The organism is Pseudogracilibacillus sp. SO30301A, from assembly GCF_037072025.1.
In the GTDB taxonomy this organism is placed as follows: Bacteria; Bacillota; Bacilli; order Bacillales; family Amphibacillaceae; genus Pseudogracilibacillus.
Map to the genome: position 1 here is coordinate 57477 of NZ_JAXHDD010000016.1, position 22579 is coordinate 80055.

At 36.6% G+C, this 22579-nt stretch carries 24 protein-coding genes; 5 read left to right on the forward strand and 19 right to left on the reverse strand.

The window, feature by feature from the left end:
- The first annotated feature begins 85 nt into the window (after positions 1–85).
- Entirely contained in the window at positions 86–664 is a 579-nt protein-coding gene (locus SPD89_RS10015; RefSeq protein WP_336261810.1) for a transposase, read from the forward strand.
- A gap of 320 nt (positions 665–984) precedes the next feature.
- A complete protein-coding gene (locus SPD89_RS10020) occupies positions 985–1428 on the forward strand; it encodes a hypothetical protein (RefSeq protein ID WP_336261811.1) in 444 nt (147 codons plus the stop codon).
- A 507-nt stretch (positions 1429–1935) separates the two neighbouring features.
- Here SPD89_RS10020 and SPD89_RS23035 read toward each other — a convergent pair.
- From SPD89_RS23035 to SPD89_RS10090, 15 genes are all read right to left on the reverse strand, one after another.
- Entirely contained in the window at positions 1936–2124 is a 189-nt protein-coding gene (locus SPD89_RS23035) for a transposase (RefSeq protein WP_442961113.1), read from the reverse strand.
- Complete coding sequence (locus SPD89_RS10025; RefSeq protein WP_336261812.1) at positions 2043–2765, reverse strand: hypothetical protein; 723 nt, start codon at positions 2763–2765, stop codon at positions 2043–2045. Before SPD89_RS10025 ends, SPD89_RS23035 begins: the two co-directional genes overlap by 82 nt.
- 170 nt (positions 2766–2935) lie before the next feature.
- Positions 2936–3715, reverse strand: coding sequence for an SDR family NAD(P)-dependent oxidoreductase (locus SPD89_RS10030; RefSeq protein ID WP_336261813.1), 780 nt, complete (start codon positions 3713–3715; stop codon positions 2936–2938).
- 31 nt (positions 3716–3746) lie between these two features.
- On the reverse strand, positions 3747–5021 hold the full coding sequence (locus SPD89_RS10035; RefSeq protein WP_336261814.1) for a TRAP transporter large permease: 1275 nt from the start codon (positions 5019–5021) through the stop codon (positions 3747–3749).
- The gene (locus SPD89_RS10040) at positions 5018–5518 is read right to left on the reverse strand and encodes a TRAP transporter small permease (RefSeq protein ID WP_336261815.1); all 501 of its coding nucleotides are present in this window, start codon (positions 5516–5518) and stop codon (positions 5018–5020) included. Before SPD89_RS10040 ends, SPD89_RS10035 begins: the two co-directional genes overlap by 4 nt.
- 15 nt (positions 5519–5533) lie before the next feature.
- The gene (locus tag SPD89_RS10045; RefSeq protein ID WP_336261816.1) at positions 5534–6322 is read right to left on the reverse strand and encodes an SDR family NAD(P)-dependent oxidoreductase; all 789 of its coding nucleotides are present in this window, start codon (positions 6320–6322) and stop codon (positions 5534–5536) included.
- A gap of 69 nt (positions 6323–6391) precedes the next feature.
- Positions 6392–7438, reverse strand: a complete 1047-nt coding sequence (locus tag SPD89_RS10050) for a TRAP transporter substrate-binding protein (RefSeq protein ID WP_336261817.1) — start codon at positions 7436–7438, stop codon at positions 6392–6394.
- Positions 7439–7476: 38 nt separating this feature from the next.
- Entirely contained in the window at positions 7477–8487 is a 1011-nt protein-coding gene (locus tag SPD89_RS10055; protein ID WP_336261818.1) for an amidohydrolase family protein, read from the reverse strand.
- A 45-nt stretch (positions 8488–8532) separates the two neighbouring features.
- Positions 8533–9540: a VOC family protein gene (locus SPD89_RS10060; protein WP_336261819.1), complete on the reverse strand. Its 1008-nt coding sequence runs from the start codon at positions 9538–9540 to the stop codon at positions 8533–8535.
- Between the two features lie 239 nt (positions 9541–9779).
- The gene (locus SPD89_RS10065; RefSeq protein ID WP_336261820.1) at positions 9780–9968 is read right to left on the reverse strand and encodes a 4-oxalocrotonate tautomerase; all 189 of its coding nucleotides are present in this window, start codon (positions 9966–9968) and stop codon (positions 9780–9782) included.
- A gap of 40 nt (positions 9969–10008) precedes the next feature.
- Positions 10009–10785, reverse strand: coding sequence for a 2-keto-4-pentenoate hydratase (locus tag SPD89_RS10070; protein ID WP_442961117.1), 777 nt, complete (start codon positions 10783–10785; stop codon positions 10009–10011).
- Positions 10786–10814: 29 nt separating this feature from the next.
- Positions 10815–11834 (reverse strand): 4-hydroxy-2-oxovalerate aldolase, encoded by a 1020-nt coding sequence (gene dmpG, locus SPD89_RS10075; RefSeq protein WP_336261822.1) that lies wholly within the window; start codon positions 11832–11834, stop codon positions 10815–10817.
- The gene (locus SPD89_RS10080; protein WP_336261823.1) at positions 11827–12726 is read right to left on the reverse strand and encodes an acetaldehyde dehydrogenase (acetylating); all 900 of its coding nucleotides are present in this window, start codon (positions 12724–12726) and stop codon (positions 11827–11829) included. Before SPD89_RS10080 ends, dmpG begins: the two co-directional genes overlap by 8 nt.
- Positions 12727–12743: 17 nt before the next feature.
- On the reverse strand, positions 12744–13457 hold the full coding sequence (locus tag SPD89_RS10085; protein ID WP_336261832.1) for a 2-keto-4-pentenoate hydratase: 714 nt from the start codon (positions 13455–13457) through the stop codon (positions 12744–12746).
- 89 nt (positions 13458–13546) lie between these two features.
- The gene (locus SPD89_RS10090; RefSeq protein ID WP_336261824.1) at positions 13547–15007 is read right to left on the reverse strand and encodes an aldehyde dehydrogenase; all 1461 of its coding nucleotides are present in this window, start codon (positions 15005–15007) and stop codon (positions 13547–13549) included.
- 205 nt (positions 15008–15212) lie between these two features.
- Between SPD89_RS10090 and SPD89_RS10095 the strand changes: the two genes are divergently transcribed.
- Both SPD89_RS10095 and SPD89_RS10100 read left to right on the forward strand, forming a co-directional pair.
- A complete protein-coding gene (locus tag SPD89_RS10095; protein ID WP_336261825.1) occupies positions 15213–15989 on the forward strand; it encodes an IclR family transcriptional regulator in 777 nt (258 codons plus the stop codon).
- Positions 15990–16004: 15 nt separating this feature from the next.
- Positions 16005–16943, forward strand: a complete 939-nt coding sequence (locus tag SPD89_RS10100) for an amidohydrolase family protein (protein ID WP_336261826.1) — start codon at positions 16005–16007, stop codon at positions 16941–16943.
- Positions 16944–17066: 123 nt separating this feature from the next.
- On the opposite strand, the gene pheT is transcribed toward SPD89_RS10100, so the two are convergent.
- From pheT to SPD89_RS10115, 3 genes are all read right to left on the reverse strand, one after another.
- The gene (gene pheT, locus SPD89_RS10105; protein ID WP_336261827.1) at positions 17067–19493 is read right to left on the reverse strand and encodes a phenylalanine--tRNA ligase subunit beta; all 2427 of its coding nucleotides are present in this window, start codon (positions 19491–19493) and stop codon (positions 17067–17069) included.
- An 18-nt stretch (positions 19494–19511) separates the two neighbouring features.
- A complete protein-coding gene (gene pheS, locus SPD89_RS10110; protein ID WP_336261828.1) occupies positions 19512–20546 on the reverse strand; it encodes a phenylalanine--tRNA ligase subunit alpha in 1035 nt (344 codons plus the stop codon).
- Positions 20547–21026: 480 nt separating this feature from the next.
- Positions 21027–21764, reverse strand: coding sequence for a TrmH family RNA methyltransferase (locus SPD89_RS10115; RefSeq protein WP_336261829.1), 738 nt, complete (start codon positions 21762–21764; stop codon positions 21027–21029).
- A gap of 110 nt (positions 21765–21874) precedes the next feature.
- Between SPD89_RS10115 and sspI the strand changes: the two genes are divergently transcribed.
- Positions 21875–22099 (forward strand): small acid-soluble spore protein SspI, encoded by a 225-nt coding sequence (gene sspI / locus SPD89_RS10120; protein ID WP_336261830.1) that lies wholly within the window; start codon positions 21875–21877, stop codon positions 22097–22099.
- 91 nt (positions 22100–22190) lie between these two features.
- Here the strand turns inward: sspI and SPD89_RS10125 are convergent.
- Positions 22191–22579 (reverse strand): hypothetical protein (locus SPD89_RS10125; protein WP_336261831.1); only part of this gene is annotated, 389 nt, incomplete at its 5' end.

Consider the following 22579-nt stretch of genomic DNA (forward strand, 5'->3'; position numbering starts at 1 on the left):
TATATTACTTGACTTTTAAATATCACCCCAACAATCGATTTGAAGATTTGAAGGCATTATTTTTTGCGAAATGGGGAGATATTATTTGATTACAAAAGTACGTCCACATGATGAGTATCTAGTGTTTATTTCTAACCAATTTGAATTGTGGGGTATAAGCAAAAAGTTCATTCAAGATTTTTATTTTGACCTCGTTGTTTGGCTTTGTCTTATGGATCTTACATCAACCGCCGATTTGCTGAAACATCGGTATTCTTCTAATCCCAGAGGAAGAAAACCACGCAACAACCCGAGTGACATGCTTCGGAGTTTGCTTTTGATGCATAAACTTCAATACACAAGTGTCGATAAGTGGGTAGAAGCATTAAAAACAAATCCACTATATGCCATTTTGAGCGGTTTTGAGCCAGATTCAACTCCTGGGGTTGGCACCTTTTATGATTTTTTTGACCAGCTTTGGCTTGCACCTTCCCCTCACTTGATGAATAGGAAGAAGAAAAAGCTCAAAAGCCAAAAAAGAAAGGGAAAAAGAATCAAAAAATGGTCCCTAAAAACCCTAGAATTGTTGAAAAACTTATTCGCCGTGCACGTAAACAGAGAAAAAATTATTATTCGCCTAAAGCTCATGATACACTGCAACAGCTATTTAAATCTTTGTTTGTAGAATGTTCTCTTACACAAGGTCTTTTGGCAAACCCGTAGTCATTAAGCATCTTAGCGGATGGTACACCTGTAGAAACTGGTGGTCGACCATATGGAAAATTCCTTTGTAATTGCCGCAAACAAGGAAAGTGGAAATGCGATTGTTTGCGGATTTTTCCGATCCAGATACGAATTGGGGTTGGGACAGCATCCGTGAAAAATATTATTATGGACGGAACCTTTTCATGGTAAGTACTTCTGAAAGCCCATATGATTTACCCATTTATCCAAGGATGTATTGAGCAAGCAAACATGATTCTGTCCTACTTGTGAGTACCTATCATGAACTCCTACAAATGGAAAATTGGGGAAAGCATCTTAGACTCAGCCTTCGATGCTTATCCCATCTATGAAATGTTGGAACACTATGACGTTTCTGCCATCATTGACCTTAACCCAAGGGGTTCCAAACAGTTCATCTATAATGAAATGGATATCAACTTGGACGGTGTTCCCTTGTGCCCATTGGTCGTGAAATGGTTAACTGGGGCGTGGATAAAAAACGTTACCGTCGCAAATGGCGTTGCCCTGCAGCCGTTAGAAAATGGGATACCAAAACCCGTGTTCAGATTCAAGCTACGGGAGACATTTTATACATCAACTAAGGACAATCCCAGACTTTTTCCACGTATAAAAAACGTGATAGTAAGGAATGGTACAAGCGCTATTCCCTTCGCACTGGCGCTGAACATTGTATCAAACGTCAAAAAATTGATTATGACCTAGAGGGCTCCAATGGTCGAAGTTCCCGTCATTGGAACATTCGTACATACATCATTGCTATGTGCCAACATGCAGATGCATGGGTTAAGGAAGCCAGCAAAACTCAGTTTAAGGAGTTGCATGTAAAAGCAAAAATGATATTAGCCATCTAAAAATAGGAGTCAATAATTTTTTAAAATCTGCATGTTGCAGGTTTCTTTGGCATGGACTTTTTTAATGAAAATGTTAAAATTGTAAAGTTAGTCACTTTCACCCTCCAAAAGCCCCAGAGTTACTCAGTTAATTTCCAGTCTCTATTTAATATTTTGAAAAGTTGCATATTTAATATAAACATATATTAAAGAGATTAGTTGTATTTGTCAACTATTCAATAACATTATTTGGTTCAGTAACAAATCACAGAATTATCGACAATAGTCGACATTAAAAGTTCATAATAATAGGCTGATTGAATGTTTGTCGAAAAAAATTTAACAAGCCATTTGTTGTCCATTTTGTTTTAAACGTTTCTCATAACGGTCTTGGTATTTCCTCCATTTGAGTTGGGCATTCTTTTCTTCCTTCATCCGCATCCCGTGCCTGGATCGATTTGATGGAATAACCAAAACCTTGTTGATTCATCGTCCGAATCTGGTTGTTTTTCCCTTCCGTTTTGGCGTTGGATATGCGATGGATAAAGCGATTAAGGATTTCGGGCAACCAATTCGTTCCGGATGTGATAATTCATGGAGCAGCTTGATGACTTCTTCCTTGCGCCTGTTTTCATGCATCAGAAACAGTTGCGGACGCCATGGAATGGAAAGGTCATATAGGACAAGTCGATATTTGCCTTTCCCTTTGGCCAAACTGATTTCATCCATTCCGATCAACGTGGGTGTTGAACGTTCCGTGAGATCCGGCTGCTCCGAATAATGTTTTAATACATGGATCCGCACATTTTGACCACTACGACCAAAGGCTTCTCCAACTGCTTTAAACGTACAGTCAGCTGTTGCGTACAGAAGTGCTTCATGGCCGATTTCGGTAATGCGTTGATACGGCTTTAGCCAGGACAAAGGCTCCATAAATGTATGATGACAAACATCACATGCAAAGCGACAATGGTTGAAATGATCAATGATGGGTGTGTTATTGTGAGTACCGGCAACAACCCATTTAGGATGATACTCATGAACTTTGGTTGTCCAAAAACCACAATCCGGACAATGAGCTCCTTGATTTGTACATTGAATATGACGGTACAATCCTACGTTTAGGTAGCCGAATGGAACTTCTACTTGTTGAGTAATGATAAAAGGTACTTTATCGCCATCGCTTGTCATGATATAATGGTTAAGCATCCAAATCATCCTTACGTTGGTATTTGTTTAGTTACTTAACCAATACGACAGGTGGTTTGGATTTTACTTTTTTATCATCAAATTTGTCGGATTTTGTTACCCGTAAATTGTTATTGAACCAATTTTATTTTAAAATTCCTTTTATCTTGTAATTTATACAGACAATTATATTAATACATAACAGTCCCACCATCTACATTAATCGCCTGCCCAGTTATGTATCCTGCTTCCGGAAGTGCCAGATAAACAACCAATGATGCTATTTCATATAGCTCCCCAGATCGATTTAATGGGATATTACGAAGCATTTTTTCAAAAATTTCACCGCGTTTTTCGTTATAATTTTTAACATAGTAATCATCCATCTGATCCCACATTTCTGTATGAACATAGCCAGGACACACTGCATTGACATTAATATTATATTTAGCTAGAGCAGCAGCAGCTGAACGTGTAACACTAATAGTAGCAGCTTTTGAAGCAGCATATACTGGATAATCAGGTCTACTTGATTTACCAGTAATGGAAGAGATATTGATAATTCTACCTTGATTTTTAAATTGAATTAAATGCTTTGCGGCTTCCTGCATACTGAAAAAGAGTGACTTAGCATTTAAATCCATTACCGCATCCCAGTTCTCGGGTGAAACTTCTAGAAATCTATTTACCTTAATGATACCTGCAGCATTTACTACAATGTCAAATGAATCAAAATCTTTGATAATAGATTCATATAAGGACTTAATTTCTTCCACTTCTCTCAAATCCCTTATATATACTTCAATTTTTACATCATTTTTTTCCAATTGTGATGCAACACGCCTGGAGTTCTCTTCGTCAATATCCACCATTGCAATATTAAAACCATGATTAACCAACTTTTCTGCAATAGCTTTTCCAATTCCTTTTGCAGCACCTGTTACTACTGCAGTTTTACCATGTAAATCCATATTTTTAAACCCCCTTAATATTAACCATTTTTTATTCAATTAGTGATGGTATCCATAATGTCAACTGTGGAATAAATGTAACAAGTAGCAAGACAATGATAGCTGCCACAACAAACGGCCACACCGCTTTTACAAAAGATTCTATTGAAACTTTTCCCAAAGATGTTGCTAAAAATAGACCTGATCCTACCGGTGGAGTCAGTATACCAATCGTAACATTTAAGCAAATCAGCACACCAAAATGAATAGGATCAATACCAAAAGATGGCAATATTGGAACGAAAATTGGTGTCAAAATAATAATTAAGGCAATACCCTCAACTACCATACCTAGAAGCAATAATAAGATATTTACTAGAATTAAGAACACAATTGGATTACTCGTAATTGTTGTCATCCATTCAGCTATTGTCTGAGGAACTCTTTCAAATGTCATTGCCCAACCAAGAACACTCGCCATCGCAATGAGTAGCGTTACAATTGCAGTTGAAATTGCAGTATTTATCATAATTCCAGGCAATTCTTTTAAACGAAAATCTCTATAAAAGAAGTAACTTACTATTAACGCTATGACGCATGCGATACCTGCCGATTCTGTCGGAGTAAAAACACCAGTGATAATTCCCCAAATTAAAACACCTGGCACTAATAAAGCCGGAATTACCTGAAGGGAAGATTTACCTCTTTCTTTCCAGGAGGCTTTCATTTTTGAAGGAAAACTTTGCTTATATCCGATATAGGCAACCAATAGAATAAAAGCAACCGATATTAAAATTCCAGGGATGATTCCCGCAAGAAACATATCTCCAATTGACGAACCAGAAGTCGCCCCGTAAATAATAAAAAGCATACTAGGAGGAATAATTGGTCCGAGCATACCAGCAGCAGCCGTAGTAGCAGCACCAAATTCACGCTTATATCCTTCCTTTTCCATTGCGGGGACCATAACCTTTGTCATCATTGCAATTTGTGCAGCCGCTGAACCAATAATAGAAGCTAGAAATGTATTTGCAACAATATTTACATAGGCTAATCCACCTCTAAAGTGACCTACAAACTTTTGGGCAAAGTCTATCAGACGCTTAGTAATCCCTCCAGAATTCATAATCTCACCAGCAAGCATAAATAAAGGTATTGCCAGTAAACTATAACTTTCCAATGATGAGAATAACCGCTGGGGCGTATTCATAATCATATCTTCATTCCCGTTTACAAATAAAAGAATGATGCCAGAAACTCCAAGAACAATTGCTATTGGAACTCTAACAAAAAGTAAAATAGCAAAAATAACTAATGTCATTGTCATGTAATCACCTTCCCATCCTTGGAAATCCGAATTGCTTCAATAAACCAATGAATAAAATGTACAGACATAAATAGTAAACTAATTGGAATACTCAAATACATATAAACAATCGGAATTTGTGTTGTAATCGTTTTTTGTAATAGAATACTTGGATCCATAATCCAAGTAATAGATAAATAAAAAATGTAAATAGCAAATATAGTCGATGCAATTAAACCGACCAAAATCAGTACATTTCTTATTTTTGATGGCATTTTATCAATAAACAGTGTTACAGCTACTGCCTCCTTCACCTTGATACTCATACTTGCTCCAAGAAAGCTAGACCATACAAAAGTATATAATGCTATTTCCTGTGCCCATACCAATGGCGAATTCAGAAAGTATCTAAAAAAGATATCAAATACCATTGCAAGGAGCATAGCTGGTATCAAAATAACAACCAATCCTTTTTCTAAACTGAAAACACTGTCACTTATAGTTTGTGAAAATTTCATTATCATCCTCCACCTTTAGTAAATATTAAATTGGTCAGCAATTATTTTAAATTGCCCTCCAGATGTCAAACCTCCATCAAGAACTAATTCAGCACCGGTCATATACGAGGAGTCATCGGAAGCAAGAAACGTCACTGCCTTGGCAATTTCCATCGATTCACCAGCTCTTCCCAGCGGATTCATTCCTTTAGTTGCATCAATTAAATCCTTAATTGACTCATTCAATGGAGTGTTAATGAAGCCTGGGTGAATCGAGTTTACCCGAATGCCAAATTTTCCAAATTCCATTGCGGCTGATTTGGTCATCCCTCTCACTGCCCACTTAGAAGCTGTATATGCCACTGCAAAATACCCTGTAAGACCTGTTATAGAAGACAAATTAATAATTGAAGCGTTATTCGATTTTTTTAATAAATCAAGACAATATTTCATTCCAAGAAACACACTTGTTTGATTGATAGAAATAATTCGGTTCCAATCCTTGAGTGTACAGTCTCGAAAAGAATCACGCTTATTTATCCCGGCATTGTTGACTAATACATCCAATTTATCTACTTTGTCATTTAATAATTCTGTTACTTTTCTCCAGTCATCCTCTCTTGCTACATCAAGCTGATAAGTCAATATCCTTGAATTACCATATTCACTTGCAATCATTGCGACTTCTTGTAATTTTTTTGGATTTCTACTTACCATAATCACTGTTTCTGCATCTTCTTTTACAAATTCAATGACATCTGCTAGACCTAAGCCGCTTGAAGCACCGGTCACAAATGCGGTCTTTCCTTTTAATTTTCCTGCCATAAATAAACCTCCATAAAAAATATAAAGAGGTTGCTTTCTGTATTTAGTTTAAACAACCTCTAGATAAAATTAATTTCCTTTTACCACATCAATAAATTCCTTAATTAATTCGTTCTTTTTCGCATACTCTTCATGGACTTCTTGCGCTGCCTCAACGAATTCATCACGGTTATCTAGTTCGGTAACATTTAGTAGTTCCGAAACTTCCTTTAAGTCTTCCACATCATTAATTACGAGCTGTTCATTCCCCCACTCAAGTGCTGCCGCCATAGCTTCATCAATAATTTTTCGATCGCTTTCAGGCATATTTTCATAATTTGTTAGACTCGCAGCAAGTACTCCACCGAATACCATATGCTTCGTCAGTACATAACCTTCAGATATTTCGTGATATTTCTCTGATAATGTTGCATTTGTATCGACAGATACCCCATCTATTACACCTGTTTGCAGTGCGTTATATACTTCAGGAAGTCCCATTGCAATTGGACTTGCTCCAAGATCTTCCCAAAATCCAAGTACAGAAGCTCCACCAGTAAATCTTAGCTTTTTTCCATTAACATCTTCGATTGTGTTTATCTCAGCATCTTTCATGATTAAGCTATGTGTTCCTGTATGCAAATAACCAATTCCTTTAAGTCCCTGTTCTTCTAGTAACTTAAGCATTTTTTGAGCTGGCTCTGTCTCTGCAGCTTGAATCCCTTCTTCTAAATTCTCAAATAAGAATGGCATATTCCAGGCATCAAATTCTTCAATTCGTGTGCTCAGATATGGTACGGTCAATAAAGCAAAATCCAATGAACCGTTTGCCATCTGTTGAACCATATCAGCTTCAGGTCCTAGCTGAGCAGCAGGATAAAGCTCAAGATTCATTCTGCCATCAGAACGCTGGTCTAATTCATCTTTAAATTTTTCTGCAAATTTATGCCAGTTATGACCGGTCTGGGTAACATATGTTATTTTAAATTCATATGTATCTCCATCCCCCTCAGAAGTATTAGTTACGGCATTGTTATCACTAGAAGCACTTGGTTGTGAATTTTTATCACCACATGCACTTAGAAAAAGTGCAGTTAACATCAGAATCATAACAAACAACATATTTGAATTTTTCATATAACTCTCCTCTTCGTAAAAATATTAAGTGATTATATTTATATCAATTCACGTAAGCCGAGAAAATCCAGTGCATTATGTCCAAGTATTAATTCTGCATCCGCTTTTGAAATACCTTGTAGATTATCAATCACTTTACCTACTGGTTTCTCACGCAGCAAAAAAGGATAATCGGAACCAGCAATAATCTGTCTTGATCCAAAGCGTTCGACCATGAATTTTAAATTATTTGGATCATATACCAGTGAGTCATAATATAACTTCTTAGCATAATAGCTTGGAGACTTTACGATTTTTCGTGTTTCTGGCCAAACTTCCCATCCCTTATCCATTCTTGGGAGAATATATGGCAGTGAACCGCCCCCGTGAGCAAAGCACACTTTCAAGTTTGGAAGCTTGTCCAGTATCCCACTCATAATTATGCTCCCAGCTGCAAGTGCTGTTTCAGATGGCATTCCTATTGTGTACATGGAATTGAAGTTATGCAATCTCTCCCTTCCCAAAGTTGCCCAGGGATGTACAAAAAGAGGAACATTCATTTCTTCAGCAGCTTCAAAGAATTGGTATAAAGTACTGTCATTCAGATTCAAGCCATTAACGTTGGAACCTATCTGGATTCCTTTTAATTTGAGTTCCTTTACTGCTCTTTCCATTTCAGAAATCGCTAAATGTGTGTCCTGTAATGGAACCGTTCCCATTCCAATAAATCTGTTGGGATACTTTTTTGTCACTGAAGCAATAAAATCATTCTGATACTTTGCAAGTTCTAAGCCAGCTTTGGGATCCGACCAATATGATAAGGTTACAGGAATTGGTGATAGAATTTGAATATCCACACCTTCGTTATCCATATCTTCTAAACGTTTTTCAGGATCCCATGCTTGGTCGGTTATTTTTCTGAACGTTTTTCCTTGTACTAGTATTTCTGCACCACAGCTACAGTTCCTTTGAAATATTGGAAATCGGTCATCCTTATATTTTGCTGCCAGATCCGGGAAATCTTCAGAAATAATATGTGTATGAAAATCAACCCGTAATTTTTTTGTCAAACCTGAAAATCTCCTTTCTATTTGTTATTTAAACATTCAATCTACTTAGTATATTTCAGTACCGTAAGTAAAGTATGTTTTTGGCGCTTTGCTTCCCCACATATCCAATCCTAAATCACCAACTTCAGAACCCCATTCGATTGCCTTCCAATCTGGTGAAAAAATTAAAAATCCTCCTGTCCATATTTCAACCCGATGACCTGAAGGTTCAAATACGTAGATAAACTGTGCACCACTTGTTCCATGTTTTCCTGGTCCCCATTCTATTTCAATTCCATTTTCAGCCATTAAATTTGAAGCTCTGATTAACTCATCCGGCGAGTCTAGATAGTAAGCTAAATGATGTAACTTCGCCCCCGTCTGGTTCGAATTACGCATTAATGCCACTTCATGTGATACATTAGTTCTACTTAACCAAGAACCTAAGCGTACATCTTCCTTATTTTGAATAAAGTAGCGATGATGAATTCCTAACATATTTGTCCACCATTTTTGTTCTTGGGCGACGTCGTTGACCATCATATTTACGTGGTCAAACCGACGAGGTGCAGCTCCTTTACCCGTATATTTACTTGGATGGCTTGGTAACTTAGATATCATATTGGAATCTGTAGCTTTGTACAATTCCTTGTCCCAATATAATTCGATTGGAATACCTGAAGGAGTTTTGAAATGAATAGCATCACCTAATGCTTTTTTCTGACCTCCTTGAACCCATTCAAAGTTAATATTCATTTGTTTTAATTGTTTTTCAAAAACATATAATGAATATTGTGATTCAACCCTCCAGCCAACACTTATTAATTCAGACTTATTTGATTCTTGCAATACTAATGTATGATGGTCAAAATCCTGCCAAGCTCGTAAATATGCTTTGTCTCCATCTTTTTCTGTGAGAACTAGTCCTAGTACTTCAGTATAAAACCACAACGATTTGTCAATATCAGAAACACTTATTTCTACATGTCCTATATGTGCTACACTTCTTATTCTTTTTTCCAATTCCTTTTCAGCAGTTTGCTCATCCATCATTTCATAAAAAACTTTTGTCATTTTTTACTCTCCTTTAAAATTAGTATTAATGTTATATTAACTACATAAGTAAGTTTAAATATCACTTTATTTAGAACACTTCAGGTATAACACCTTTTTAATAATCATATATTATCATCAAAGCGCTTTCATAACAAACAGTTTTTTCTTTATACGCAACATAATAAAATTATTTACATTTAAGACAACTCGTTTTGTATGTTAATCATTTTCCATTAAATCAGAACCAATTTTGAAATTCATTTCTCTTTAGACATTGGTTTCCCTGCTATGCCCCAATGTGATCCTGGAATCTCATTTACTATTACTCTTACACTTTCTCGGGGAGCATCTAACGTTTCTACTGTTACTTCAGTAATATTTTCAATTAATTTTGCTACTTTTTCAGCAGGTCTTCCCTCTATTAAATTAACATGAATTATTGGCATGTCTCTTCTCCCTTCCAATACTAATTTATTTAAACTCTAATTAATCCGTTACTCTAAAAGAAACATCACCAAGACCATCAAACTTCCCAATAACAACATCATCTTTTTCAAGTAAGACTGCTCCAGTTAATGCTCCGGATAAAATAACATCTCCCTTCCTTACTTTATCTCCTTTTCTCGCTAACATATTAACAAGCATTGCAATCGCATTTGCGGGATGTCCTAGTACGGCTGCTCCTGCTCCAAGATCTTTAATTTCACCATTAATAGATAATGTTGCGCCGACCAAATCCAAATCTACCAATTCAGGTTTTGTAAGATTCGTTCCAAAAACAACTCTTGAAGTAGATGCATTATCGGCAACGACATCAGAAAGTGTAAAATCAAAGTTTTCAAAACGACTATCAATAATTTCAAGTGCTGGTATAACTGCTTCGGTGTCGGCTAAAACTTGAGCTCCCGTTATCCCTGGTCCTTCAATATCTTCTCCGATAACAAAAGCAATCTCTGCTTCAACTTTAGGGTGGATTAAATCATTAAGTGATACTTTTCCTCCATTATCAATCAACATATAATCGAAAACGTATCCATAAATAGGTTCATTGACACCCATTTGTTGCATCTTTGCCTGACTTGTTAAGCCCATTTTTGGTCCAACAATTTTATGACCCTCTGAAAGTTTCATGTTAACAATTTCCTCTTGAATAACATATCCTTCTTCAACTGTTAAATCAGGCTTAAGTTCAGCTGTCACTTTTCTTACTTCTCTTTTTTCTATTTCACCAGCAACTAAATAACTGGCAAACTCTTTTACCATTTTCGTTTCCACACAACTTCCCCCTTCGGTTAAACTTCGACATTTGACTTAGAAAGCTCAGCTGCAACATCTACAATCATGTCCTCTTGACCACCTACAACTTTTCGTTTTCCTAATTCAACTAAGATGGATCGGGAATCCACACCAAATTTTTGTGCCGCTTTTTGTGCATGGAGCAAGAAACTTGAATAGACACCTGCATAACCAAGGACTAGGCTATCTTTTGTAATTTCTTGTGGCTTCTCCAAAATCGGAGCAACCAACTCCTCGGCTACGTCCATTGTTTTAAATACATCGATTCCTGTTTTAATGTTTAATTTATCCAGAACTGCTACAAGTACCTCCGTTTGCGTATTACCGGCACCAGCTCCTAGGCAACGAATACTGCCATCAATTCGGGTTGCGCCTTCTTCAATTGCAACAAGTGTATTAGCCATAGCCAATGACAAATTATTATGAGCATGAAATCCAACATTGACAGACAAACTATCTTTCATTGCTCTAATTTTTTCTCTTACTTCATGTGGCAACATTGCCCCTGCAGAATCAACTACATAGACCGTATCAGCACCATAGCTTTCCATTAATTTTGCTTGTTCCACAAGTTCTTCGGCAGGTGCCATATGAGACATCATTAAAAATCCTACTGTCTCAAGTCCAAGTTCTTTTGATAAAGCAATGTGCTGTTGAGCAACATCGGCTTCTGTTACGTGAGTCGCTACTCGAGCCATCTTTGCACCTAAATTTGCTGCTTCTTTTAAATCAGGCATCGTACCTATTCCCGGTAAGAGGAGTACAGAGATTTTTGCTTGCTTAGCAGTCGACACCGCAGCTTCAATCAATTTTAGCTCATCTGTTAATGAGAAACCGTATTGAATAGACGAACCGCCAAGTCCATCTCCATGCGCGACCTCAATATAAGGTACATTCGCTTCATCTAAAGCTGTTACGATATTTGTAACTTGTTCAACTGTATATTGATGTCTTATTGCATGACTTCCATCTCTAAGTGCTACTTCAGTAATTAACACATCTCGTTCATCAGCCATTCGTTAGCTCAACTCCTATCCTTCCCGAAAGTCTATGCCGCGCCCATTCTTCTGCCACTTTTACGGAAGCCGCTGTCATAATATCCAAATTCCCAGCGTATACCGGTAAATAATCTCCAGCACCTTCCACTTCAATAAATACGGTTACGGAAGTCCCATCGATAATAGGATCTTGTCGTAATCTATAACCTGGTACATACATTTTAATTTGTTTTTCCATATTTCTAATGGATTCAACTATTTCTTCCCTTGCCTTCTGTCCCTCAACATTAATATATATTGTGTTTCTCATTAAAATTGGAGGTTCAGCTGGATTTAATATGATGATTACTTTTCCTTTTTTAGCTCCTCCTACCTTTTCAACGCCCCGTGCAGTCGTTTGGGTAAATTCATCAATATTTGCTCTCGTTCCAGGTCCTGCACTTTTACTTGAAATAGTTGAAACGATTTCAGCATAATCCACAGATTGGACTTGATTGACTGCATGAACGATAGGGATCGTTGCTTGCCCTCCGCATGTTATTAAATTGATATTATCTGCTTCTAAATGATCCTCTAAATTAACTGGAGGAATTACAATTGGTCCGATTGCTGCAGGAGTTAAATCGAGAACTTGTTTACCAGCTGCTTTTAGTAATTCAGCATGTCGGATATGGGCTTTTGCAGATGTTGCATCAAAGATAACATCTGCTAATTCAAGTCGTTCTAAAAATCCGTCAATTCCATTATCTATTACTGTAAGACCCATTTCCCTTGCCTTTTTTAAACCATCAGAATGTGGATCGATTCCAATCACCGCTGTTAACTCCAATACATCTGATCTACCTAGCTTTATCATTAAATCCGTCCCGATATTCCCTGAACCTAAAATAGCTACTTTTACCTTATCCATCAAATTCTCCTTTCTAATTAAAAACGAACGCTCACTTCACCTAGATGTGCAAATCGAGCTACGAAAGAATCACCTTCCTGCGCATCCACTGCTGCTGATAAAGCTCCTGATAAAATAACTTCACCTGCACGGAGGGATATATCAAAATCTGCTACTCTATTAGCCAGCCATGCAACACATTGGATCGGATTCCCAAGCGCAGCCGCTCCGACACCAGTATTAACAATTTCTCCATTTTTAGATAACACCATACCGATTAATTCAAGATTTACATCTTCTATTTTTATCGGTTTTCCACCTAACACATAAAACGCAGAAGATGCATTATCGGCAATTGTATCTGCTAGCTGAATTTTCCAATCCGTAATTCTACTATCTACCACTTCAATTGCAGGTAAAACATAATCCGTAGCCTGAATGACATCCATTGCCGTCACATTCGGTCCTTTTAAATCTTCTTTTAAAATAAAAGCGATTTCACCTTCTACTTTCGGTTGGAGAATCCCCTTCTTTGGAACATTACCTCCATTTTCAACAACCATATTCGATAGTAGATGACCATAATCAGGTTCATTTACTCCAAGTAAATTTTGCATTGCTTTAGATGTTAACCCAATTTTTTTTCCAACAATTTTATGCCCCTGTTCGGTTTTCGCTTCAATATTTTTAAGTTGAATGTGATAAGCTTCTTCCACCGAAATCTCTGAATCGATAGTAGTTAGTGGCTTCATCCCAACCTGATTTCTTTCAGCTTCTAGTAATTGAACAGCAATTTTTTCATGTTTGTTCCCTAATGTAATTGCCACTTACATCCACCTCCTTATAATTTAATCGTTATATTAGATAGTTCCGTATAGAAATCTAAACTATGCATGCCACCTGTTCGGCCTATTCCGCTATGCTTCATACCACCAAATGGTGTTCTTAAATCGCGTAAAAACCATGTGTTGACCCAAATGATTCCAGCTTCAATTTGATGTGCAACGCGATGACCACGTTTTAAATCATTCGTCCATATAGTTGCACTTAATCCATAATGGGTATCATTTGCCTGCATAATAACTTCTTCTTCCATATCAAATGGCACAACCGTAACGACAGGTCCAAAAATTTCTTCACTCACACAACGGGAATTTCGATCCAGCCCTGTAATAATTGTTGGCTCTAAATAATAACCCTTCTCCAATCCTTCAGGTCTTTTACCACCAGTTAAAAATGTTCCACCATCTTCTCTCGCAATATCGATATAGCTGTTAACACGATCATAATGTTCCTTGCTTATTAATGCGCCTACATTCGTTTCATCTTTAAACGGATCCCCAACTATAAGTTCTTTTGTTCTAGCAACAAACTTTTCTAAAAATTCGTCATAAGCAGGTCTTTCCACATAAATTCTAGATCCACATAAACAAACTTCCCCTTGATTTATAAAACTTGATCTGATCGTCGTATCAATTACTTCATCCATATCCGCATCAGCAAAAATAATATTTGGATTTTTTCCACCTAACTCATAAGACAATTTCTTCAATGAATCTGAAGCCGCTTTCATTATTGATGTTCCTGTTCCTGGTTCTCCAATAAAGGAAATTGCATCAATATTCGGATGTTCTGCAATTGCTCCACCTGCCGAATCTGATCCAAATCCATGTACTAAATTTACCACTCCGTCTGGAACACCAGCTTCTTTAATGATTTCCATTAACACAGTTGCAGTCATTGGTGTCCATTCCGCAGGCTTAATTACTGCTGTATTCCCCATACCTAAACATGGTGCTAACTTCCAAGTCAGTAAAAGTAATGGCAAGTTCCAAGGTTTAATAATTCCTACTACACCAACAGGCCTTCTATACGCATAGTGAAGGGCTTGGTCATCCTGTTGATATGCTTCAGTTCCAATCGAAGTAATGTAGTCGGCAAAGAAATGAAAGTTATAAGCCGCACGTGGAATGTCGATTGAATTTGCTAAAGAGAATGGCTTACCTGTATCTAATGACTCTAAACGTGCAAGCTCTTCTTGACGTTCTAGAATTAAATCTCCAATTTTTCGTAAGATTTGGGATCTCTCTTGTAAGGTCTTTGTACTCCACGCTCCATCTAATGCTCGTTTCGCGGCAGCAACAGCATAATCAACTTCCTGTTTACCACCTTCCGCTACTACACCCAGTTCTTCTTCTGTCGCTGGGTTAATATTATTAAATGTTTTGTTATTATGTGAACTTACGAATTGTCCATTTATAAAATGCTGACAATCAATTGCTTTCGTTTTAATTTGTACCATACCAAGGTTACCTCCTGCTAAGTTTTAATAGTTCTTAGCGTAAGATTATCACAGGGTTGTTGCGCCTGCAATCCCGTTGTTGCTTTAAACGCAACAAATAAATAATTATTATAAAAATTGTTTCTCTATTGACAACTTTTAATCATTTTGTTTAATATATATAAAATGCATTTTCTATCGCATTACAAAAAGGGGGGAAATAAACATGTCAACTAGGGAGAACAGAGATAACCAACTGTCTTCAGTACGAAATGCTCTTCGGATTCTAAAAAGTTTTTCAATGGAGGAACCAGAAAAAAGAGTTAGTGATCTATCAGAAGCACTTGAGTTAAATAAAAGCACTGTCAGTAGAACATTATCGACATTAGCAAGCGAAGGGTTTGTCTTTAAAAATCCTGAAACAAACCGATATCAACTCGGAATGGCAATCGTTTCACTAAGTGGAATAGTTAATAATAATACGGACATTTATAAAGAATCGCTTCCGGTATTAAATGAGCTTGTTAGAACAAGTGGAGAAACAGCTCATATTTCAGTATTGGATAATTATGAGGTTATATATTTACAAAAAGTGGAATGTAACCATCCTGTACGTTTTCTAACACATGTTGGAAAAAGGAATCCATTGTATTGTACGAGCGCTGGAAAAGTACTACTTGCTTATGCACCAGAAAAAGTACTTGAAACAGTAATTGAACGAGGATTAAAAAAATATACAGAGCAAACCATTACTGACCCCGAAGAAATTCGAGATCACCTTGCTAAGATAAAAGAAAATGGCTATGCTTATAGCTTTGAAGAGCTTTCAGAAGGTGTTAACTCTATTGCTACACCAATTTATGATTATACCGGGAAAGTAGTATCTGCCTTATCTGTTGTTGGACCAAAACAACGAATTGATAATAGAAAATTAAAAGGAATAACACAGCAAACTATCAATGCTAGTAAAGAAATTTCTAGTCGACTTGGATATTGGAAATAACAGGAGGGTTGATATATGTATGATTTTCACACACATTTTATTCCCGAAGAAATCATGTCATGGGTAAAAGAAAATAAGACAAAAGTAAATGCAAAATGGATAGAAAAAGACGCTTCTAAAAATACATTTTTAGAGATTAATAGAAAATGGGGATTTGAATTAAAAGATGCTTTTATAGACTTTTCTAAATACAGTAGTGAGCTTAAAAATGCGGGAATAACACACGCTGTAACATCTCCAATTCCGCAACTTTTTATGTATGATTTTGATCCTGTTATTACCACTGAAGTGTCTAGAGTCTATAACGATGCGCTGGCTAATTTAAGCAATTCGAACCCTGATATTATTTCTGCACTTGGAACAGTTCCCTTAAATTCTCCAGAACAGGCTGCAGAATTATTACAGGATGCGATGAATGAGGGATTAAAAGGTGCCATCATCGGTCCAGGTATATCGGGACATATGTTATCAGATGATTATTTTATACCATTTTTTGAAGAGGCAAACAAATTAAAAGCAATTGTTTTTATTCATCCACTTTTATCTGAAGACCCCCGTTTAAAAAGAAGGATGATGCCCAATTTAATTGGTGTTCCATGGGAGACGACAGTTTGTGCAACGGATCTATTATTAAGTGGTTTTACGGATACATATCCCGATATTAAAGTTTTGTTTGCTCATGGGGGAGGATATTTACCATATCAACTAGGAAGGTTGGATAAAGGTTTTAAACAGTGGGGTGCTGTTTCGACTAATTTGAAAGCCTTTCCATCCGAGTATGCGAAACTTTTTTGGTATGATACAGTGCTGTGGAATGAAAAAAGCATTGATTATTTAAAAAAAATGGTCGGTGAAAAACAAGTTGTCCCTGGTTCAGATTTCCCATTTGATTTATCTGCTTGGCCACCAATCCAAGTAAATAAAGACGAAATTAGCACTTTGTTTATTAAGTAACTTACCGAGGTAGGGATTATTTTTCTTACCTCGGTTTACATATACTTTATAATCAAGGTTCTCAACCAAAATAAAATCCCTTCTCACAAATGAGAAAGGACTTTCATTCATATATTTTCTTTTCTACGACCTCACATACGCTCCAAATTTCTCACTAACCGCATCAATTATCTTCTTAAACGACGCATCCACCTCATCATCCGTCAACGTTTTTTCCGGATCTTGGTAATGAATATTATAAGCGATTGACTTTTCATTGTCTCCAATATTTTCACCAGTATAGACATCAAATGCTTCCACTCGCTTTACAAGTGGGGTACCAATTCGTTCAATTTCTTCTTTAATTTCTCCGGCCATGACTTTTTCATCTACTACAAATGCAATATCACGCAGGATCGATGGATATTTAGGAACGACATCATACGTAAGTTCTGGACGATCCGTTTTCAAAATATATTCCATATCAATATCAAACACATACGTTTCTTTTAAATCTTGTCTTTTTGTCATGTTTGGATGTACTTGACCGAGGAATCCAATTTGTTTACCGCCAGCATGGACTGTAGCACATCTTCCCGGATGCATATCTTTTACAACTGCTTGTTCAAATGTCACATCCATATTCAAGTAGCGGAATAATCCTTCTACAATCCCTTTTATGACATAAAAGTCAACCTGTTTTACTTCTTGTTGCCATTTATGATCTACCCACGTACCAGTAATTGCTCCGGCCAAACGAAGTTGTTCTAAAGGCTGTTTCGTTATTTTTTCCTCTTCAGATAAAAAGACAGAGCCAACTTCGTATAGCGCAACATTTGCTTGTTTTCTCGCTACATTATACGTCAAGCGATTTAATAATTCTGGAAGTAAGCTTAATCTTAAATACTGATGATCTTCACTCATTGGCATCGCTAATTCCACTGGACGTAGATTATTTGGTAGATCCGGACTCACTAACTCATGGACTCGTTCTTTATCTGTTAAAGAATAAGTAATTGCTTCAGATAAACCAACACTTTGCATGTAATTTTTAACATCACGTTTTAATTGTTGCTGTTTCGTTAGACCTCCTGGTTTGGAAGCATTTTCTGGCAATGTATATGGTAATAAATCATATCCGTAAATACGGGCAACTTCTTCCAGCATATCTTCAAAAATGGTAATATCCCCACGGCGTGTTGGGGCAAAAACGGTAAAATCATCATCTTTTCTTTCAAAAGTAAACCGCAACTTCGTTAATATTTCTTCGATTTCTTCATTTGATATTTTTGTTCCTAATCGCTTATTTACTTCTTGAGAATTCATTTCAACCACTTTTTCACTACGATCTAACTGATCAAACTCAGCAACACCTTCTACTACTTTACCATCTGCATATTTTTCCAACAATTCACAGCCACGTAAACCTGCTTCTTTTACTCGATTAGGATCAACACCTTTTTCATAACGAGTACTTGCTTCACTTCGCAGACCAGTATTCATAACTGCTTTACGGATCGTTTTCGAATCAAAATAGGCAGCTTCCAGTAGAATTGTATTTGTTTCCTCATATACTTCCGTGTTTGCTCCACCCATTACTCCAGCTAATGCAACACCTTTTTTACCATTGGTAATGAGTAAATGTTCATTGGATAACACACGTGTCTGATCATCTAACGTAACAATTTCTTCTTGATCCACTGCACGTCTAACTAAAATTTCCTTTGAATCTAGTAAATCATAATCGAATGCATGGAGTGGTTGACCATATTCAAGTAATACATAGTTCGTTATATCAACGACGTTATTGATCGGACGAATACCGGCTGCAAGTAAATAATTTTGCATCCAGAGTGGTGAAGGTTTAATTTTTACATCTTTAATGATAAATGCTCCGTAGTACGGACATGCTTCTTCATCATCAACTGAAACAGTAACATAATTTGCCACATTTTCGGCAATTGGATTAATTTTTGGTTCGGGAAGTTGGATTTTTTCACCTAAAATGGCGGTGACTTCATATGCAACACCTAACATACTTAACGCATCGGCGCGGTTTGGTGTTAAGTCAAATTCGAGTACAGCATCATTTAAATTAAGTAAGTCGTCAACTGGTTCTCCAACAACTGCTTCTTCTGGAAGAACGGCAATTCCCTCAGCAAATGCAGGTACGATAAATCTTTCGCCTACACTTAACTCTTGCAAAGAACAAATCATTCCATTTGATTCAATACCACGGAGTTTTACTTTTTTAATTTTGAAATTTCCTGGGAGCACTGCACCAGGTTTTGCAACAACTACTTTTTGACCTTGTGCTACGTTCGCTGCCCCACAAATAATTTGTAAAACTTCATCTCCTACATCCACTTGACAAAGCTTTAATTTATCAGCATTAGGATGTTGTTCACATTCTTTTACATATCCAACAACAATGTTTTCACTTTTTTCATTGATGATATATTCAATTCCGTCAACTTCAATTCCTGATTTAGTAATTTTTTCTCCCAACTGTTCTGGGGTTAGATCGTTTAAGTCTACATAATTTTTTAACCAATTTAAAGATACGAGCATCTGTAATTCCTCCTTTTACTAAGCTTCGTGAAATTGTTTTAAAAAACGTACGTCATCTGTATAAAAACGTCTTATATCATCTATTCCATACTTTAACATGGCAATTCGATCTGGCCCCATTCCAAAAGCAAACCCCGTATATACTTCCGGATCGTACCCTGCCATTTCAAGCACTTTAGGATGAACCATTCCTGACCCTAAAATTTCAATCCAACCAGTTTGTTTACAAACAGAACAACCTTTCCCTGAACAAACTTTACAAGAGATATCCATTTCAACGGAGGGCTCTGTAAATGGGAAAAAGCTTGGACGGAATCTGATTTCGCGATCTTCCCCAAATAGTTTTTTAGCGAATAAATTTAGTGTTCCTTTTAAGTCACTCATGCGCACATTTCTATCCACATACAAGCCTTCGATTTGCGTAAACTGATGTGAATGTGTTGCATCATCATTATCACGACGATATACTTTTCCAGGACAAATCATTCGGATTGGCTCATTCCCATCAAGTGTGCGCATCGTTCTTGCTTGGACTGGAGACGTATGTGTACGAAGTAATAATTCATTCGTAATATAAAAAGAGTCTTGCATATCGCGTGCTGGATGGCCCTTAGGTAAATTTAGTGCTTCGAAATTGAAATAGTCTGTTTCCACTTCTGGACCTTCCCTAACCTCATATCCAAGCCCGATAAATAAATCCTCAATTTCTTCAATAATCGAAGTTAGAATATGTTTGCCGCCAAAGTTTACAGGGCGTCCCGGTAGTGTAACATCAATCGTTTCCTTTAAAAGCTGTTTTTCCAGTTCTTCTTGTTCCAACTTTTCTTTTTTCTTATCAATAGCTGACTGAATCGTAGTTCTTACCTTATTTGCTAACTCACCGATTACAGGTCTCTCTTCTTTTGATAACTTACCCATACCTCGTAAAACTTCTGTAATTGAGCCTTTTCTTCCAAGATAAGTCACTTGAACTTCTTGGATTTCTTTTAAATTTGTTGTTCCATTTACCTTTTCAATCGCTTCTTTTTCAAGCGTTTGTAATTGTTCTTTCATGATAAAAACCTCCTTCAAATTAATGAAATAATGAGCAGTATTTTCTTTTCAAATATGAACTACTTTAATTTCTATCTTGAGCAACTTTTTACTTAATTTGGAGCAGATCACTCTAGACTGGAGCAACTTTCTGCTTTGAGCAATTTCACTTGACTAGAGCAACTCTTCCGCCATCTCAAGCTAATTCACTGAAAAACAAAAAACCCCTCCCTAAAAAAGGGACGAGGTTTATTTTTCGCGGTACCACCCTTGTTGATACGAATGTATCCAACTTGTGATTGATAATGGACGTAAATCCAGAACACGGTTAAGTGTCAGCTCCAGTCAAGTGAATCGTAACATTTAGATCGAATAGAAATGTTTTCAGTCTAGGACACTTCCTCCCTAAATTGATCTTTCTTTTATGTTACTTGGCTCCGTCATCGCTTTTTTCATATTTAAACTACAAATTAGTATATCCAAGCATTCTAAAATAAGCAACTAATTTCTCATTTTATACATTAATATTCCTGCGGCAATGCTTACATTTAATGATTCAGCCTTTCCATAAATAGGAACTTTAACGACTTTATCTGCTAACTTTAGAACCTCATCTGAAATTCCCGCACCTTCATTTCCTACTATAAGTGCAGCTTTTCCCTCACTCTCAACATCATTAAAGTTAATAGCATTTCTAAGTGCACTTGCCCATATTGTATAATTCTCCTGTTTTAAATATGTAATTGTTTCATGTAAAGATGCCTGTTCAATCGAAATATGAAAAATCGAACCTTGAGAAGCACGAATTACTTTATCATTATAAACATCCACCGTTCCTTTACCAAGGACAATTTGCGAAAACCCAGCTGCATCAGCCGTTCTTATCATTGTACCTAAATTACCTGGATCTTGGATAGCATCTACTAGTAAAATATAAGTATCTGTTTCAACAGGAAGGTCTTGCATGTTTACAATCGCGGCAATTCCTTGAGGAGTTTCTGTTTGCGTAATTTCTTTAAATACATGCTTATCAACTAGTTTAATGCTGTCTTCAGCCATCCAATCAGGAGGGTTTACTCCTTCTTGAACAATTACTGTTTCAACTTCCCACCCACTATGAAAAGCTTCCTCAATTAAATGAAACCCTTCAATTAAAAATTGCTTCATTTTCATTCGATTTTTTCGCTTATGCAATTTGCGCCAATTTTTCACCTGTTCATTTTGTATTGATGTAATCAACTTTATCAGTCCTATTTTTAAGGTTAATTCTATCATACATATTTCAATAAAGAACGGTCAAACTAAAAGTAGGATAAGCCGTTTGGCTGTATAAAGGAGGAGTTATGAAAATGGATCTAAATTTACGAAAAGCAATTTTGCACAATATTAAAGAAAACTCTAGGGACCAACTGGAAACAACGATCGTTGACGCGATTCAAGATGGTGAGGAAAAATTATTACCTGGTCTTGGCGTTTTATTTGAACTTATTTGGAAACAATCGGATGATAATGAAAAATTAGAGATGTTGGAAGCTCTAGAAAAAGGGGTAAAAGAAGCTGCAGCGATGCAATGATTGTTTTATCCTGTGTAACTTGATTAAATAAACAATTAAACGTAAGAGAATATAAATGGGGCGTTCACATGAATAATATAAATACAGATTTTTATAAATCAATAGAAAATACAAATAATAAAAACACAACTAATTTACCATTACCTACAACTACTGATTTTGCGCAAGTACTATTAGCAAAAATCCAAATGGCGATGGAATTAAATAAATATATAGATAATTCCAATAGTATGACTCCAACATAAGAGTCTACTCCATATCCAGGGGCGCAACTCATATATTGCGAAACGACTCGACTTCTTGGAAATCGACTCGACTTCTTGGAAATTGACTCGACTTCTTGGAAATTGACTCGACATCTTGGAAATTGACTCGACATCTTGGAAATTGACTCGACTTCTTGGAAATCGACTCGACATCTTGGAAATCGACTCGACATCTTGGAAATCGACTCGACATCTTGGAAATCGACTCGACATC